This is a genomic window from Bacillus timonensis (genome assembly GCF_000285535.1).
Taxonomy (GTDB): Bacteria; Bacillota; Bacilli; order Bacillales; family Bacillaceae_L; genus Ferdinandcohnia; species Ferdinandcohnia timonensis.
Window position 1 is genome coordinate 213,541 of sequence record NZ_HE610986.1, and the last position, 18,312, is coordinate 231,852.

General features: G+C 39.7%; 14 protein-coding genes and 1 other RNA gene. 1 reads left to right on the forward strand and 14 read right to left on the reverse strand.

Annotated features, from left to right (window positions below):
* Positions 1-8: 8 nt before the first annotated feature.
* The 3 genes from BTHG_RS09585 to BTHG_RS09595 all read right to left on the reverse strand — a co-directional run bounded on the left by BTHG_RS09585 (position 9) and on the right by BTHG_RS09595 (position 3,867).
* A complete protein-coding gene (locus tag BTHG_RS09585; RefSeq protein WP_010676536.1) occupies positions 9-1,079 on the reverse strand; it encodes an ABC transporter ATP-binding protein in 1,071 nt (356 codons plus the stop codon).
* A gap of 365 nt (positions 1,080-1,444) precedes the next feature.
* On the reverse strand, positions 1,445-2,536 hold the full coding sequence (locus tag BTHG_RS09590; RefSeq protein WP_010676537.1) for an extracellular solute-binding protein: 1,092 nt from the start codon (positions 2,534-2,536) through the stop codon (positions 1,445-1,447).
* Positions 2,537-2,661: 125 nt separating this feature from the next.
* The gene (locus BTHG_RS09595; protein WP_042341663.1) at positions 2,662-3,867 is read right to left on the reverse strand and encodes an ROK family transcriptional regulator; all 1,206 of its coding nucleotides are present in this window, start codon (positions 3,865-3,867) and stop codon (positions 2,662-2,664) included.
* 367 nt (positions 3,868-4,234) lie between these two features.
* On the opposite strand from BTHG_RS09595, the gene BTHG_RS09600 reads away from it, so the two are divergent.
* Complete coding sequence (locus tag BTHG_RS09600) at positions 4,235-6,733, forward strand: NEW3 domain-containing protein (RefSeq protein ID WP_010676539.1); 2,499 nt, start codon at positions 4,235-4,237, stop codon at positions 6,731-6,733.
* A gap of 243 nt (positions 6,734-6,976) precedes the next feature.
* On the opposite strand, the gene BTHG_RS09605 is transcribed toward BTHG_RS09600, so the two are convergent.
* From BTHG_RS09605 to BTHG_RS26740, 11 genes are all read right to left on the reverse strand, one after another.
* Complete coding sequence (locus BTHG_RS09605) at positions 6,977-7,462, reverse strand: PaaI family thioesterase (protein ID WP_010676540.1); 486 nt, start codon at positions 7,460-7,462, stop codon at positions 6,977-6,979.
* Between the two features lie 107 nt (positions 7,463-7,569).
* Positions 7,570-9,087, reverse strand: coding sequence for a fatty acyl-CoA synthetase (locus tag BTHG_RS09610; protein ID WP_232284447.1), 1,518 nt, complete (start codon positions 9,085-9,087; stop codon positions 7,570-7,572).
* Between the two features lie 432 nt (positions 9,088-9,519).
* Positions 9,520-9,881, reverse strand: a transfer-messenger RNA (tmRNA) gene (gene ssrA, locus BTHG_RS26225).
* A 182-nt stretch (positions 9,882-10,063) separates the two neighbouring features.
* A complete protein-coding gene (gene smpB, locus BTHG_RS09615; protein ID WP_010676542.1) occupies positions 10,064-10,531 on the reverse strand; it encodes an SsrA-binding protein SmpB in 468 nt (155 codons plus the stop codon).
* 66 nt (positions 10,532-10,597) lie between these two features.
* Positions 10,598-11,395, reverse strand: coding sequence for a protein phosphatase 2C domain-containing protein (locus BTHG_RS09620; protein ID WP_010676543.1), 798 nt, complete (start codon positions 11,393-11,395; stop codon positions 10,598-10,600).
* Positions 11,388-11,840 (reverse strand): HIT family protein, encoded by a 453-nt coding sequence (locus BTHG_RS09625; RefSeq protein ID WP_010676544.1) that lies wholly within the window; start codon positions 11,838-11,840, stop codon positions 11,388-11,390. Before BTHG_RS09625 ends, BTHG_RS09620 begins: the two co-directional genes overlap by 8 nt.
* A 294-nt stretch (positions 11,841-12,134) precedes the next feature.
* On the reverse strand, positions 12,135-13,091 hold the full coding sequence (locus BTHG_RS09630; RefSeq protein WP_010676545.1) for an L-lactate dehydrogenase: 957 nt from the start codon (positions 13,089-13,091) through the stop codon (positions 12,135-12,137).
* Positions 13,092-13,216: 125 nt separating this feature from the next.
* A complete protein-coding gene (gene rnr, locus BTHG_RS09635) occupies positions 13,217-15,559 on the reverse strand; it encodes a ribonuclease R (protein WP_010676546.1) in 2,343 nt (780 codons plus the stop codon).
* Positions 15,560-15,575: 16 nt separating this feature from the next.
* Positions 15,576-16,316 (reverse strand): alpha/beta hydrolase, encoded by a 741-nt coding sequence (locus BTHG_RS09640; RefSeq protein WP_010676547.1) that lies wholly within the window; start codon positions 16,314-16,316, stop codon positions 15,576-15,578.
* 140 nt (positions 16,317-16,456) lie between these two features.
* The gene (gene secG / locus BTHG_RS09645; RefSeq protein ID WP_010676548.1) at positions 16,457-16,690 is read right to left on the reverse strand and encodes a preprotein translocase subunit SecG; all 234 of its coding nucleotides are present in this window, start codon (positions 16,688-16,690) and stop codon (positions 16,457-16,459) included.
* A gap of 530 nt (positions 16,691-17,220) precedes the next feature.
* Positions 17,221-17,379, reverse strand: a complete 159-nt coding sequence (locus tag BTHG_RS26740) for a hypothetical protein (RefSeq protein WP_157256159.1) — start codon at positions 17,377-17,379, stop codon at positions 17,221-17,223.
* Positions 17,380-18,312 lie beyond the last annotated feature (933 nt).

The window sequence follows — 18,312 nt, forward strand, 5'->3', positions numbered from 1 at the left end:
TTCACCTCCTATTCGCCAATTAAGTAAATTCCATTTTCAGGTATGTGAAGGGTTATAGAATCACCGCGACTTAAAATTTTGTTTCCTTTGTTAATTATCATGACCTTAATAATATTGGATCCTACTTTTACAACATAATTGATGCTAACCCCTGTAAATTCAACCAACTGAATTGTACCTGTTAGTTGGTTCACACCTGGTCCTTCATGTACTGCTTCTGGACGAATTGAGCATTTGATTTTATCACCAACAACAAGCTTTTTCCCATTTGCAGATTGAGTCATTGAACCTACTACAAATACATCTTCTTCTAGTTTCACTTTCACTGTGTCACCATTTATTTCAACAACTTCTCCATCCACAATATTGGCTTCTCCAATAAAGGAGGCAACAAAGTGGTTAGAAGGACGATTGTAGATTTCTTGAGGAGTTCCTATTTGCTGAACAACGCCATCTTTCATAACCATAATTCGATCAGACATCGTCATTGCTTCCGTTTGGTCATGTGTAACATAAATCGTTGTCACTCCTAACTCAACTTGAAGTCTCTTAATCTCAATTCTGGTTTCCTCACGAAGCTTTGCATCTAAGTTTGATAGCGGCTCGTCAAGAAGAAGAATATCCGGCTCAATTACAAGCGCACGAGCTAAAGCTACACGCTGCTGCTGACCACCAGATAATTCATTGATTTTACGAGTACCATATTGATCAAGGTGAACAAGTTTTTGTGCTTTTTCTACCTTTTCTTTAATTACGGATTTTGGTAATTTACGTACTTCTAGACCAAATGCAATATTTTCAAAAACGGTCATATGAGGGAATAACGCGTAGTTTTGGAACACCATTCCAATGTTACGCTTGTTTGGTTGGAGGGTTGTTACATCTTTATTGTCGAACAAAATTTTCCCTTGAGTAGGAAAATAGAATCCCGCAATCATCCGTAATGTCGTTGTTTTTCCACATCCTGATGGACCTAAAAATGTGAAAAACTCACCAGGTTTTACGTCGATATTTACGTTTTCTACCCCTCTTGCTTTTCCAAACAGCTTACTAACATGATCAAGTCTTACATTTTTCAAATCAAACACCTCGCTGTGAATTAGAAAAGTGCAAGCGCCTTGCTCAGCCCTGACGAGGAGGCTATTGCCGCCGCAGAAGAGGTGAAGCGACCTCGAGGGGCTAGGCGCTGGAGCTAGACACTAAATTTTGTGAAACTTCCTAACCTTAAAAAGGGGGTGAAAACAACTCTTCACCCCTTTTATCAATTGTGCCTTGGCGTATTTGCGCCCAGACTTTTTTAGGCCCACACGAGGTGGGTCACAAAGACGTTGCCACAGGACGTGACGTTCTTAGTCTTTAATCCTACGCTCGAAAACTTCCTCTAAAAAATCGGTGGCATCCGCCGGAGGTATTAACTTTATTCAGTGAATAAAGTTAAAAACTATTAATTTTTACCTTTAATGTTCTCATCCCAATATTGCATCCACTCAGCTTCTTTTTCAGCCATTACTCCCCAATCAAGGTCTAATGACTTCAATTCAAGATCTTGATACCAATCAGGCATTGTAGACTTGTCAATATCGGTACGTGTTGGAATTTGATATAAATCTTCCGCTAACGTTGTACGTGTTTCTGGTTCAAACAAGAACTCATAGAATAATTTTGCATTTTCAAGGTTCTTTGCATCTTTCACAAGACCAACAGCATCAACTAGAATTGGCGCTCCACTTTCTGGATACACAAAATCAAATGGTTGGTTGTGCTGGTTTTTTTGAATTAAAATGTCTTGAAGGTTCCAAAGAGAAATAGATCCTTCTTGACGAGCAAGCTTTAAGTATAGATTAGTAGGATCTTGTGCATATTCTTTTGTATTCGCATCTAACTTAGCAAGCCATTCGTAACCAGCATCTGGATTATCTGCACCTTGCTCGTGAATCATTGCAGAGTAAATCGTTCTCATTGTTCCTGATGCTAATACACCACGGATAATGATTTCATCCTTCCATTTTGAATCTAGAAGATCATCCCAATCCTGTGGAGCTTCTTCTTTCGATAGCATGTCAGAGTTAATCATGATTACCTCTGGTAAAAGCATTTCACCATACCAACGACCTTCAGCATCTTTATGTTCTGGTAGAATGCTAGCATCAAAACTTGGCTTAAATGGTTCAAGTAAATCTTCATCTGCTGCTGTCATGAATGCAGATTGCGTTCCACCCCACCAGAAGTCAGCTTGTGGATTTGCTTTTTCTCCACGAATACGTTCAAGAACTTGTTGAGCACCCATTGTTAATACATCAACCTTAACATCTGGGTATTTTTCATTAAACATCTCAACAACTTGATCCACAATTGTTTGGTCACGTGCTGTATAGATTACTAAGTTACCACTTGCTTCAGCTTTTTCTTCAGTCTTGCCTTCGTCAGTTCCACCACTTGGTTTTTCTTCTTCAGTAGAAGAACTACCAGAGCATGCTGACACAAAGAGCATCAATGCAGCAATCAAAAGAACGAAAAAATGTTTCTTTTTAAACATAAGAATCCCCCTTAACGTGTTTTTATTTATTCAAAAGCAGGACAAATTGTCCTACTAAAGAATCGAATAGAATAATAGCTTGCTATAAAATATGCAGATAAGTTCTTTGTATTCTGCTAATCCAGTTAATTTAAAATGCTTTCATGCTCTCTAAGGAATAGCGATATTGCTCCAAGCACTCCTGCATACTCACCTAATTGCGACAATTGTAATTCAACTGAACTTGGAAGATATCTTTGAACAATAAGACGTAATTTAGGAAGTATGTAATCAGCCGACTTCATGACTCCACCATCTAATATGATAATTTCAGGATTTAACAAAGTCGCAGCATTAATGATTCCATATGCAAGATGTTCAATCGCTTCATCAACAATCGTTTGGGCGATTTCATCACCTGCTTTTGCCATGGAAAAGGCCTGTTCTCCTGTAATCTCAGACTTCATCGCCTCATGATACATTGGATGCCCCTCATTTTGCAGGATTCCTTTCGTTACCTTTTGTCCAATTGCTTTTCCCCCAGCAACACTTTCAAGATACCCATAACGGTGAAAAGTAGGTTTAAATTCATTTTTCATATCATTTTTATCAGTGACAATATATCCGAACTCCCCAGCCGCATTTGAAGATCCTCGATATAACTGATTTTGTATAATGATTCCACTTCCAATACCTGTACCAACAGCTATAAATAGAACATTTTCTTTATGTTTCGCGTTCCCCAGCCATTGTTCTCCAAGAACCGCTACATTCACATCATTATCCACAAACACCGGGAACGAAAAATATTGTTCTGCTTCCATCAAAAGCGGATAGCGAACCCAATTTAAACTAGGTGCTTCCACAACCACGCCTGACGCTGTTTCTGTAATACCTGGCACACCTATTCCCATTCCCAATATCATCTTTGGATCTACCTTGCTGCTTTGAATCAACTCTTGTACCTCTTTATGTATTTGCTTCACTAAGCCAGTTTCTATATACTTTTTTGTAATAAAGCTTGTTGAACAGATAATATGTCCATTAAGGTCGGAAATGACGATTCTTACTTTCGTACCTCCAATATCTGTGCCAATTACATAGGCAGCGTTTTCATTAAAATAGAGATGAATTGGCCTTCTTCCACCTTGTGAGGAGGATTCACCATTTCCCTTTTCATGAATCCAATTCTCTCGAACTAGTTCATCAACCAATAAAGAAACAGTTGGCTTACTTATATTTAGTTTTTCCGATATTTCTGCCCTTGAAATTGGTTGATACGCCCTTACACATTGTAGGACCATTTTTTTATTATTCGTCCTCACTTGTAGATGAGATGGTTGCTTATTCATAGAATCACGGCCTTATTTCTTTTAGTTAGTTAGTAAATTTAACTAATTCAACTACACTATATAATAAAATGCAATCGTTTACAATACTAAATTTTAAAAAACTTTTTAACTAGTTGAATATGAAGAAAAGTGCATTGTTTCAACTATATCAACACTTTGTCCTAAAACTATATACCTCCTACTTTTCACCTATAAAAAAATAGCAAATAGTTATTTGGTAATATTTACAATATTCAGATAGATACTATAATTCAAATTGAAAGGTATTATCTTTAGTTAGTTAATTTCAATTACTAACTAAAAAATCCTAAGGGAAAGGAGATTTTTGTTACTTTTTTGAATCTAAAAAAATGAAAGGGGTTACAAATTGAAAAAAATTCTCTATTTACTGTTGTCCATTCTCTTACTTGCTTCCTTATTCCCACCACTCAGTTTTGCACAAGAACAAAGTGAAGCAGATGTTGAACTTTGGAATGTAGTTAAGCCTCTAGACACCACTGTCACATTCTTAAACTCAGGAGCACATCCAGATGATGAACGTAGTGACTTTCTTGCCTATTTATCCCGTGGGCTCGGAGTTAAAACAGCTAGTTTGATAGCCAACCGCGGTGAAGGTGGCCAAAATGCCATCGGAAATGAGTTAGGAAACGCACTTGGAATTATCCGTTCCAACGAAATGATTGAAGCAGCAAAGGTAAATGGTGTTAAAGCTTATCACTTAAGTGAGACCACTTCTGATGCTATCTATGATTTTGGTTTTTCAAAATCGCCAGATGAAACGCTTGAAAAATGGGGAGAAGACGTAACGTATGAGCGTTTAATCAAATTTATCAGAACGTATCAACCAGATATTGTCATGCCTTCCTTCCTAAATGTCGACAGCCAACATGGACATCACAGATTAATTAATATCCTATCAGTTAAAGCATTTGAAGACGCTGCAGATCCTTCTGTTTTCCCAGAGCAATTAGAAAACGGTTTGGAGCCTTGGCAGATTAAAAAGCTTTACTTACCAGTTTCAAAAGCTGATGCTACAACATCCATTGAAATTGGTGACTATGATCCAATCTATGGAATGAGTTACCCACAACTTGGTGAAGCATCAAGATATCTACATAAGAGCCAAGGAATGGGACGTGATATTCCAGTTGAACCAAGGCAACAACATCTGAAATTAGAAAAGTCAGCAGTTGAAGCAGAATCAAATGATCTATTTGCAGGAATTCCTTATGATTTCCATGCGTGGGCAGATATTATTCCAGCTAAAAATCTAAGTGAGCAATTAGATACATTGCAAAATAATTTAGAAAAAATTATTGAACTATACCCAAATCGCGAGTCCATTTTACCAGAGTCTCAAAAAGCTTTACGTGCTGTTCAAAAGTTAATTTCAAGTACAAAATCAGCTAACCTTGATGAAGCAGTTAAAAACGACCTTCTTCATAAGCTTACACTAAAGGAAGAACAACTTAAGCAAGTGAGCTTGGTTTCGTCAAACCTTGATGTTGATATCGAAATTGGTTCTTATGTATTAACACAAGGTGAACAAACGCAAGTAAACGTTACTGTTACAAATAACGGAAAGCAAAAAATCCAACATATTGAAGCGGCGTTACTTACTCCTGAAAACTGGAAGCATGAAGGTACTAGCCAGTTAAAGCATTTAAAGCCAGGTGAAGCAAAGACTGTAAGCTTTAATGTTACGGTTCCTGCAGATGCAGAGTATTTCCAACCATATGATCATGCTGTGATTCAAGCAGAGCTTACATTTAAGGAAAATGGTGTTGAAACGACATCCGTTATCGACTTAGATAACACAGTAAGTGTGCTTCCTGAATTAAGTGTGACACCTGATCCTGTGAACATTACAGTCAATACAGCCAATATCCAAGATGAAATTCCAGTTTCAGTTAAGGTGAAAAACTATGCCAATGGAGCTAAAACAGCAAAAGTATCTTTAAACCTACCAGAAGGCTGGACGAGTGAGCCTGCAGTAGGGGATATAAATTTCACAGAAAGATTCGAGGAAAAAGTAGTATCATTTAAATTAGTCCCACCTGCAACAATTGCTGAAGGTAATTTTACAATTGAAGCCATTGCGGAAGCAGACGGAAAGTCATTTAACACAACTGTACAGGAAATTAAATATGAGCATATCAATGATTCATACTACCTGTATCCAGCTGCGATTAACGGCGTTGCTTTCGAATTATTAAAACCTGATAATTTAAAGGTTGGATACATCGATAGCGGCTTTGACACAATTGCTGATTCTTTCATTAATGCAGGGTTTGATATTACAAAGCTAACTCCAGAAGATTTAGCAAGTGGAGATCTTTCACAGTACGACACAATCGTAACTGGCATTAGAGCGACACTTGGCAGAGAAGATCTATTAGCTAATAATGAAAGACTAAAAGAATACGTAAGAAATGGTGGACATCTAGTGATGCAATACGTAACTTCTGCAGACCCATGGGATGCTGACCTAACACCACCATACCATTTAGAAATAGGAAATCCATCCATACGTTGGCGCGTAACGGATGAAAATGCAAAGGTTACCGTAACTCAACCAGAACATGCTCTCTTTAATTTCCCTAACAAGATTACTGACAAAGACTGGGATAACTGGGTACAAGAAAGAGGTCTCTACTTCCCAATGAAATGGGATGACCGCTATGAAACATTCGTTTCTATGGCAGACCCTAACGAGGACCCATTCACAAGCGGAATCTTAATGGCTGAATACGGTGAAGGTACTTACCTTTACACAAACCTTGTATTCTACCGCCAAATTGGTGCCCAAGTACCTGGCGGATATCGAATTTTTGCTAACTTGATTAGTTATGGAGCAAAGAACTAATAATAGAACAATGGAAAAAGCTATAGATGCGAGTCTATAGCTTTTTCGTACTTAACGGCTTTTTTTGTCCTCAGTTTCCTTTTCCTCTACAATTCTTATTCCATGCTCGGTTAATGAACATTCCATTTTTGGAAGTCTACTGGATAAACTTCTCAATGTACGATTAGATGTTCTTCTAGTTCTCGTAACTGTTCATTCATCAAATAATACTTACATTCGTTTGCATTTTGTAGTTGTAGAATCTCAATCATTTTTTGCGAAATTTGCTGGCATGACCACAGCAACCACTTCCCCACGTGCGCACATTGTATCCCCTGCAAATACTTCTGTAGCCACTTTCCATTTCTTTGGATGGATTTCTGTCACTTTACCAATCGCTTTTAATGGTACGTTTTGAGGTGTCGGTTTGATAAAATCTACTGTTAATGAAGCCGTTACAAACCGAGGTGGTTCAACACCCGCTCCAACTTCGTGTCCATTCTTACGGTGTAGTGCTAATGAAGCTGAACCTGTTCCGTGACAATCAATGAACGACGCGATTAAGCCGCCATAAACATAACCTGGAATAGCAATATGCTCCTGCTTTGGCTTGTAAATGGTTATCGTATCTTCCCCGTGCCAGCCGGTTCGGAAATGGTGACCGTGTTCATTTAACCTCCCACACCCATAGCACCATGCAAACTCATCTGGATATTCATCTTGAATCGCTTGTAAAACGAACTCTTCCATCATATCTCCTCCTTTTTACTTTATTATTGTTTTGTGGAAAGCAGTAATGGAGGAACATTTAGAAATCCTTTCTTCCAATCCTGAATAACTAAAAATGTTAGACAGACTCATGTAGTGCTCTTTGAATCTCCGACATGCCTCAGCTGACGTTTGAGAATTTTACCGCTGGCGTTTCGCGGCAATTCGTCCACGAACTCTACTCTCTTTGGCACCTTGTAACTGGCTAAATTATTCCTGACATGCTGGAGGATTTCCTCCTCAGACACCGGAGCTTTGGTGACAACGAAGGCAGTAACTGCCTCTATCCACTTTTCATCTGGTATACCGACAACTGCGACTTCGCTGACTTGGGGCAACTCGTAGATGCAGTCCTCTACCTGGCGAGAAGCCACCAGCACACCACCAGTGTTGATCACATCCTTCACCCGATCAATTACTTCAATGTATCCATTCTCGTCCTGCCTCACGAGGTCTCCGGAGTGGAACCAACCACCTGCGAACGCCTTGGCTGTTGCTTCACTTTTATTCCAGTAGCCTAGACATAGCTGTGGCGAACGGTACACAATTTCGCCGAGTTCACCAGCAGGCACACAATTACCTTCGTCATCCACGACGCGCGCCTCGACGAAGAGAAGTGGTCTTCCTGCAGAACCAGGATGGTCCGCATGTTCCTCGGGACGTAGGACCGTACAGGCAGGACCCATCTCTGACTGGCCAAACACATTGTAAAAACCGAGCTTTGGCAGACACTTTTGCAGTCGTTCGAGTATTGGTCCAGGCATAATCGAAGCTCCATAGTAAGCCTTCCGAAGATTCCCGAGGTCCCGGGTTGTCAGGTCAAAGTGATTCGCGATTGAAACCCAAACAGTTGGAGCGGCGAAGAACGACGTGATTGCGTCACGTTCAATGGTTTCAAGCACAGCACCGGCCTCGGGAGCAGGAAGCACTTTGTTCCAGCCACCCACCAACAATGCCGGCAGCATGAATACATGCATTTGCGCAGAGTGGTAAAGGGGCAAACAGTGGAGCGCACGATCTGACTCCTTGATATCAAGACCTTGGATGCAACTCATGTAATGGTGCATAAGAGCACGATGCGTCATGATTGCACCCTTTGGGTCCGATGTGGTGCCCGAGGTGTAGAGTAACTGAGCGACATCCGTGTCCGTGACATTGAACTCATCATCTTCCACAGGACGGATGTCTTTACGGCAAGCCCACTCCAGGATTTCGTCCTCGAATTTTAGTACCTGTCGATGGCTGTTCGACCTAGTCTGAGAGATTGCGTTGGCAAGGTCCCGGTCAGCAATTACGAACGTTGGATCGGAATCACCGAGTATGTAGTCGAGTTCCCCGGCTCGGAGCTGAAAGTTCACAGGAACGTGAATGGCCCCTAAACGTGCCGTAGCCAAAAACAGTAGAACATACAGATCGGAGTTTTTACCGTATGAGGCGACTCGGTTTCCCTTTTCCACCCCCTGTTCACGCAATTTGCGCGCGATACGCGTGACCGCCATGTCAAGTTCACGGTAAGTCCACTTCCTGTCATCGAACACAATGGCGGTACTATGTGGTACCCGTGCGGCCGTACGACGGACGGCTTCGGCTACAGTGCTTGTTCTCAAATTAATCTCAGTCCCCTCTCCTCTATCTTTTTTATACACTATCAAGGTATTTAATATTCCAAAAATATAGAATATTTAATCTGAATATAAGCCTACTCTTACTAAGCTGTCAATATGTTAATAAATAAAAAGAATTACAAACCCGATAAACACAAAGACTCTCACACTCTAACAATAAAGAACAAGGAAGATGTGTTTTATACATTAGAGTGTATTACATCTTTTCTAAGAGTCGATAGAAAAAGAAATCATAGTATTTGGATCCTTGAAAACTATGATAATGTTATGTTACTCCCCGAAATGGAAAGTACAGCCCAGAATTATTACAAAAGAAAGTTACATTTGAAGAATAATTCTTCAAAATGTAAAACGGACTCACCATAATCGGTGAGTCCGTATCTAAGTCGTATGTAACCACCAAGTATATGTATTTGGTGGAGACGGTGGGAGTCGAACCCACGTCCAAAGATATTGGCACTTAAGCATCTACGAGTGTAGTCGATATATTAGCGCTTCGCTAACTTTTCAGCCTATCGACAGGCTTCCAAGCAGCTAGTCTGGTTGTTCTCTTCCTTCGTCCTCAGACGGCGAACTCCGGCGTAGCCCACTTAAAGTGAGTCCCTGACCCTACCACATGGGCGATGGAGGGAGGAACCGCTATAGACTGTTATTAAGCAGCTAAAGCGAAATTGTTGTTTGTTTTGCCAGTTATTGGCTTTGACGTTTTAACGAGGCCGATCCCCTCGACTCGCAACTTAAGCTCAAACTACCCCTGTCGAATCCGTAGCGTCCCCAAATGTCGAATGATAAGCGGCGAAACTTCGCCATTCATTCTAAAAGATAATGATGAACTTAATCACCAGTTATCTGGGTGTTTCGGAAGAAGTGTTTGTGCTTTCGTTGACTATTCAATTGTCAACCACAAGTCTTATTATAGCACATGTGCTTACAATTTCAATTGTAAGTTTTTGTAAAATCACATCTTTTGTCTTTCACGGAAGGCACGTTCAATATCACGTTTTGCTTCCTTCTTCTTCAGGTCTTCACGCTTGTCATATTTTTTCTTACCTCTACCAAGACCTAATAATAGCTTAGCATAGCCGTTTTTCAAGTAAATCTTGATTGGAACAAGAGCATATCCTTCTTCTTTTGTTAAACCAATTAGTTTATTAATTTCTTTTCGATGAAGAAGTAATTTTCTTGTCCGAAGTGGATCATGATTATGTCGGTTACCCTGTTCATAAGGGCTAATATGCAGGTTATAGAGAAACATTTCACCGTTATGAACACGTGCGTACGAATCCTTTAAATTTGCACGGCCATTGCGAAGGGATTTAATCTCAGTCCCTTGAAGAACAATTCCTGTTTCATAGGTTTCTTCAATGAAATAATCATGATTTGCTTTTTTGTTTTGTGCGATTACCTTGCCTACACCTTTTGGCATATTGATTTCCCCCTTAACACGGTACCTTTTATTTTAGCAAAAATTGGACAATATCACAAGGTGGGGCTATTGATTGCAAGGTAAACTTGCATCTTGACCACAACTCACAAACCAAGAGATGATTGTTGTACTATCTCTAACGCTTAGCGATTGAATTTTCTTTAATAAAGCTCCAACGGCATCTTCATTTGGATGGTCTACAAATTCCTTCTGTATCTTTTGAGGATAATCATAAGGTAAACCTGGACATTCAAGTAAGCCATCGGTAGTTAAGAATAAATGGTTCAACCCTTTTCTTAATTCCTTCCGTCCAGTGCTATAGCATGGAACAGCCAGTTCAAAGGTATTCACTTCGCCAATCCATTCAAAAAAATGTCGTTGATTCACTTGATATTGTCCGAGTTTTGCTAACTCTGGATGGAACAAGTACAAGATACAATCGCCAACTGAAAACCACCAAATATATTTGTCTTTTCTAAGCACAATTAGACATGATGTTGACCCATTAACTTTCCGACACAATGTTTGGAATTCGGGGTTCTGAAAAATTTGTAAGGTGGTTTCTTCAATGCGCTTAAAGGTTTCATCGATTGCTCCTGATAACAAAGTTTTGATCAACCGTTTTCTCTTGCTGAATTCTTTTAGAATTAATTCGGCACTTTCTGCAGTTTTGTGAGCATCAAGGAGTATGACGAATTCCCAATCCTCTAATTCATTTTGCCACACTAAACAGCCATCTTCATTTTTAGTTTGCCCCGCTGAAGAATTACCTCCGAACCGACCTATGATTAGGTTCCCATGTTTTTGAACAGATAATGTATCAACAAAACTATCCTGCGAGCCAACCCATTCAAAGTTACTCATGACTCGTATTCTCCAAGTAATCCTTTAGTCTTCTACAAACTTGAACAATCTGTTCATTATTCCCCATTGGTGCTTCAGGCCAATCATACACAGCCCCTGGACCCCAAAACTCCTTTGGTGTATCCGGATATCTCGGGACGATATGCATGTGAAGATGTGGGACTGCATTGCCCGATACATGAGAATAAATATGTTCAGCTTGTTCAGATTCCCTTAATGCTTGACTCACTCTTGCCATAATCATGCCAAATGCCTTAGCTTCCTCCATTGTCATATCTGCAAGACTTGGTGCATGTCTCTTTAAATCAATCATGATATGACCAAGGTAACTATCTTCGCCATTATGATCAATGTGTCCTACAAACACATACTCGTCTTCATAAATCGTTTCCCCTGCCGTTTGAATCAGACCGTTGTGTTTTTTACAAATAAAGCAATCCTCCATCCCAATTTACCCCCTTATAAATTTACACAAGTATAATTCATTTGGAACGCAATTGGAATATTTTTCATATAAAAAGACCCAGTACGCCATCTGGATCTTTTAAGAATCATTCAATATTTGCTTTATTCGCATAGAAATACATCCATGCCATGAATCGTTACCGATAGTGACTGGGATTAAATTGTGGATGACTCTTTTAAATGTATCACGACGAGACAATTTTAGTTTCTCAATACTCGAAGAGGTTTTGCTTCCATAACATTTTCACCAAGCTAATCTCTTGGTTTCACCTCATCAAAAATATGGTGCAAGTATCGTTTTTAACAAATTTGCACTGTTCTCAAATTTTTGTTGTTCCTCTTCATCTAACTCCAATTCCATGATTTCTCGGATTCCATTTCGGTTTATCACGCAGGGCACCCCAATATACACATTTTCTTGTCCATATTGTCCGTCCATATGAGCGGAAACCGTTAGTACCGCATTTTCATTCGAGAATATCGCTTTCGTGATTCGCGCTAGTCCCATCGCAATTCCGTAATAGGTTGCTCCTTTGCTTTTAATAATCTCGTAGGCCGCATCTCGTACCCGACTAAAAATTTCATCTAAATCTTCTTTTCTATATTTATCATGTTGCTCCATATATTTTTTTATCGGGAGTGCTCCTATGTACGCGGAGCTATACACTGGCAATTCACTATCACCATGTTCTCCAATAATATAGGCATGGATATTTTTCGGGGCAACATTAAAATAATCCCCTAATAAGTACCTAAACCTCGCAGTGTCTAAAATCGTGCCTGAACCTATAACACGTTCTTTCGGCAGACCGCTAAATTTCCAAGTCGCATATGTTAATATATCAACTGGATTTGTGGCGACTAATATAATTCCATCAAATCCACTATCCATAACGTTATCTAGAATTTCTTTAAAAATTTTAAGGTTCTTTTCTACCAAATCTAGTCTAGTTTCTCCAGGCTTTTGATTGGCTCCTGCACAAATGACAACTAAATCAACCATTCTGCAATCTTTGTAATTACCAAACTTTATAAGTGTAGGGTTTCCGGTAAATGCTTTTCCGTGATTGAGATCGAGTACATCCCCTTTGGCTTTCTCCTCATTTACGTCAATCATGATTAATTCATTGACAATCCCCTGGTTCATTAAGGCAAATGCATAACTGGAACCAACTAAACCGGTCCCTATCAACGCTACACGACTTACGCGATCTTCAATATTCATGTTCATATATTTTAACCTCCAATAAAATCCAATAATGCCATTAACATAACATCAGTTAGTATATGTTCATGTAATGTAACTATTCAGTTGAAAGAAATCAAAAAAGTACCCCACTAATGGAGTACTCTCGCTTATCTTCTCTTTTTCTTTTTCTTACTTTTCTGTGGTGGTACATTATCATACTTCTTCTTTTTCTTACGTGGCTTTCGTGTAGACCATTCGCCATCGTTGTTACGGTCGCTCTTCTTGTTCTCATCATTCGATTTAGTTCGGCTTCTTCTTTTTTCGGATTTTATGATTGTAGGTTGTTCCTTCGAAAACTTTCGGCGGCTTCCTTTCATGCCGACAACTTCAAAGTCAATCGAGCGTTCATCTTTATTCACATTGATGACCCGTACCGTAATTTCGTCTCCAATTCTGAACACATTGCCTGTGCGTTCACCAATCATTGCGTAGCTACGCTCGTCATAATGATAGTAATCATCAGTGAGATAACTTACGTGAACAAGTCCTTCAATTGTATTCGGAAGTTCCACAAACATTCCAAAGTTTGTCACGGAGCTAATGATGCCATCGTATTCTTCACCGATTTTATCTATCATATACTCAGCTTTCTTCATGCTATCTGTTTCACGCTCAGCTTCAACTGCACGACGTTCCATATTAGAGGAATGCTCCGCAATTTCTGGAAGTTTTTCCTTCCACTTATCCTGGGTCGCATTATCAAGTTTTCCTTGGATTAAATATGTTCGGATTAATCGATGAACAATCAAGTCTGGATAACGTCGAATTGGTGACGTAAAATGCGTATAGAAGTCGGTTGATAATCCAAAGTGTCCAACGCTTTCTGGATCATACTTTGCCTGCTTCATTGAACGGAGCATGACGGTTGAAACAACCATCTCCTCAGGCTTGCCTTGAACTGCTTCAATTACTTCCTGTAACGCACGTGGATGAATCGAATTTCCCGATCCTCTCACAATGTAACCAAAGTTCGTGATGAACTCTAAGAAACGTCTTAGTTTTTCTTCATTTGGATCCTCGTGAATCCGGTAAATAAACGGTACGTTCATCCAATGGAAATGCTCTGCCACCGTTTCGTTTGCAAGCAACATAAATTCTTCGATTAATCGTTCACCAACTGATCGCTCCCGTAAGACGATATCATATGGGGCACCCTCTTCATTCACGAGAACTTTTGCTTCTTTAAAATCAAAATCAATTGCGCCACGCTTCATTCGTTTTTCACGAAGGATTGCAGCAAGTTGTTCCATATCTTCAAACATTGGAACAAGTGGCTCATAGCGTTTTCTAAGTTCTTCGTCTTTGTCGACAAGTATGCTGTTCACATCAGAATAGGTCATTCGTTCAGTTGTCTTAATGACACTTTGGAAAATATCATGTTTTACCACGACACCGTTTTGGTCGACCTCCATCTCGCAAGAAAGGGTTAAACGGTCAACCTTAGGATTTAAGGAGCAAATACCGTTTGATAGGCGATGTGGAATCATCGGGATTACGCGGTCGACGAGATAAATACTTGTTCCACGGTCACTAGCTTCTTTATCAATCGGTGAGCCTTCTGTAACATAATGAGTAACGTCGGCAATGTGAACTCCAAGCTTATAATTACCATTTTCAAGCTTAGTAACTGTTACTGCATCATCCAAGTCTTTTGCATCAGCACCATCAATCGTTACGATGACTTCATTTCGTAAATCACGTCGATTTTCGATCTCGCTAGGATTGATTGTATCAGGAGTATTGTTCGCTTGATCAAGCACTTCCCCCGGAAATTCCTGTGGAAGGCTGTGCTTATGAATGACAGATAGTATATCAATTCCAGGGTCATTTTTATGTCCAAGAATTTGGACAACTTCCCCCTCTGCACTCATCCGACCTTCAGGATAAGTGACAAGTTTAACAACAACTTTATGTCCCTCAACTGCACCATTTGATGCTTGTTTTGGAATAAAAATATCGTTGGCGATTTTTTTATCATCGGGAATAACAAAGCCAAAGTTTTTGCTTTCAGTATATGTACCAACAATCGTTTTTACGCCACGTTCAATAATCCGGACAACTGTTCCTTCTTTACGTTGACCAGTAGATTCGGAGCTTATCCGGACAAGCACGGTATCCCCATGCATGGCATTTTTTAATTCATTTGGTGGAATGAACACATCGTCCATTGTTTTATCTTCAGGTACAACAAATGCAAAACCTTTCGCATGACCCGTGATTGTACCACGGACAAGGTTCATTTTTTCTGGAAGCCCGTATCGATTACTACGTGTTCGAACGACCAAGCCTTGTTCTTCCATCACCACAAGTGCTTTTACAAAATCCTTAAAATCCTCTGATCCTGAGATTCCGAAGGCTTCCTCAAGTTCCTGGACAGTTAGAGGTTTGTAAGCTTCTTCTTTCATAAAGTCCAATAATTTATTAATATGATTTTGGATTTCCTGTTCCATTTATCTATCCCTCCCGTTACCAATCTAACTGCTCTAAAAATGCGTACACATCCTCATGCAGTTGGTCACGTTCTTTATCTAGGGTAATGACATGTCCTGATTCCTCGTACCATTTGATCTTTTTAAAATCATTTTCAACGGCTTCATATATAATATTTGCACTATCAGGATTGATCATTTTGTCATGACGAGCTTGTGCTACAAATGTTGGCGAATAAATCATATCAACATTTTCCCGAACTTCTGCAATCAGGTTCTGCAATGCTTTCAGAGTATCCATTGGGGTTTTCTTAAATTCTTCGATTTCTTGTTCAATTTGCTCAGGTGATTTCCCTTCAAATCGCTTGTACTCTCGTGCATATTCAACAACCCCCTCATACATGACTTGTTCACTCTTCAAATACATTGGGGCACACATCGTCACAATCCCTTTTATAGGTACAGTGTATCCCAATTTTAACGAAAATACCCCGCCAAGTGATAATCCAGCGACTGCAATATCATTGTATCCTTTATTTTTTAAAAATTGATAGGCATTCATAACGTCCTCCCACCAGTCTTCAGGACCGGTATGGACCAATTCTTCCGGTGGTACACCATGCCCTTTATAGATTGGTGCATGACAGGTGTATCCTTTTTTCTCAAGGAATCTACCTAGCATCCTTACATCTGCTGAATTCCCGGTAAAACCATGTAGTAATAAGACTGCCTTTTCTCCACCTTCAAAAAAGAAAGGTTGAGGTAATTTGATTTTCATTATGTATAACTCCTTTATGCTGACTTCTATTATGCTTATTTTGCACTTTTTTCGGTATTCTACTATCGTACCGGAAAGTGTGTTTTCTGCGCAATAAAAAAGGCTAGACATCTATCTGTCTAACCGCTTTTCGACTAATTTTATAACTCAAAGTATGATACAGCAACTGTAAGAACAAAGAATAATACCGCTAGGACTACTGTGATTCGGTGTAATACCGCATCAAGGCCACGAGCCTTTTGTTTTCCGAATAATTGTTCGGCACCACCTGAAATAGCCCCAGATAAACCTGCGCTTTTACCAGATTGTAATAAAACAACTACGATTAACCCTATACATACGATTACTAATAATGTAACAAGAATTCCATGCAACATATAAAACGACACCTCCTGAACAAGAACGCATATGACGGTAAGTTAAATGTACCATAAAAATACCACGTGGACAATACTGCATTTTCTGACATTGGTCAATTATATAAAAGAGCATTGCTACAGGTATTATAGCTTGCACTCTTCATTTTACATATGAAGACTTTTTCGTTGGCCTGTTCCTCCGGTTTGAGTCTACATCCCGATTATGAAGGCTTTTTCATGGGCATGTGCTCGCGCTTCGAGTCTTCATCCTGTTTATGAAGACCTTATCGCGGGCTTGAGCTTGCGGTCCGAATCTTCATCCTGATCATGAAGGCTTTTTCACGGGCATGTGCTCGCAGTTCGTGTCTTCATTCCGCTTATGAAGGCTTTTTCGCCGGCACGAGCTCGTGGTTGGAGTCTTCATCCTGATTATGAAGGTTTTCACGGGCATGTGCTTGCGGTCCGAATCTTCATCCTGATCATGAAGGCTTTTTCACGGGCATGTGCTCGCGCTTCGGGTCTTCATTCTGTTAATGAAGGACTTTTCACGGGTCAGAGCCATCGGTTCGAGACTTCATTCCGCTTATGAAGTCACTTTCGCCGGCACAAGCTCGCGCTTCAACCTTATGAAGTCCTTTCCCCGGGACTGTTCCATCTTTCCAAGTCTTCATCCATTGTTCAACCCATAATTTCCAACGATTCACTTCATGATTTTCCTTGGAAACGTCAATATTAAGATTGACCATCTTGAAAGGAATGATATGAGTGATTAATTGGGACTTTGATTCTTTTATAAAAGAGCAAAAGAAACATAAAACGACTTATTTAGGCGAGAACACTCAGCAAAATAAAGAAAAGAAGCAACCGCAGAAAAAAGAGAAGTAAGTATTGAATGAATTTGCACCTTTGGGTCGCGTATAGGTTAGTGGATTTGCATTGTTATCTAGGTATTTGCTTCTGAAATAGGTTTTTTGCGTCGATATCTATGTATTTGCGTCTCCACTAGGGTTTTTGCGTCGAAATTAGAATATTTACGTCTGTATCCAAATATTTGCGTCTACCACTAGGTTTTTTGCGTCGGAATTAAAATATTTACGTCTGTATCCAGATATTTGCGTCTACCACTAGGTTTTTTGCGTCGAAATTCTGGTATTTGCGTCGATATCCAAATATTTGCGTCTCTGCCAGGTTTTTTGCGTCGAAATTAGAATAATTTACGTCTGTATCCAGATATTTGCGTCTCCATTCGGTTTTTTGCGTCGGAATTCTGGTATTTGCGTCGATATCCAAATATTTGCGTCTATACCAGGTTTTTTGCGTCGGAATTCAAATATTTGCGTCGATATCTATGTATTTGCGTCTACCACTAGGGTTTTTGCGTCGAAATTAGAATATTTACGTCTGTATCCAGATATTTGCGTCTACCACTAGGTTTTTTGCGTCGGAATTCAAATATTTGCGTCGATATCTATGTATTTGCGTCTACCACTAGGGTTTTTGCGTCGAAATTAGAATATTTACGTCGATATCCAAATATTTGCGTCTCTGCCAGGTTTTTTGCGTCGAAATTAGAATATTTACGTCTGTATCCAAATATTTGCGTCTCTGCCAGGTTTTTTGCGTCGAAATTAGAATAT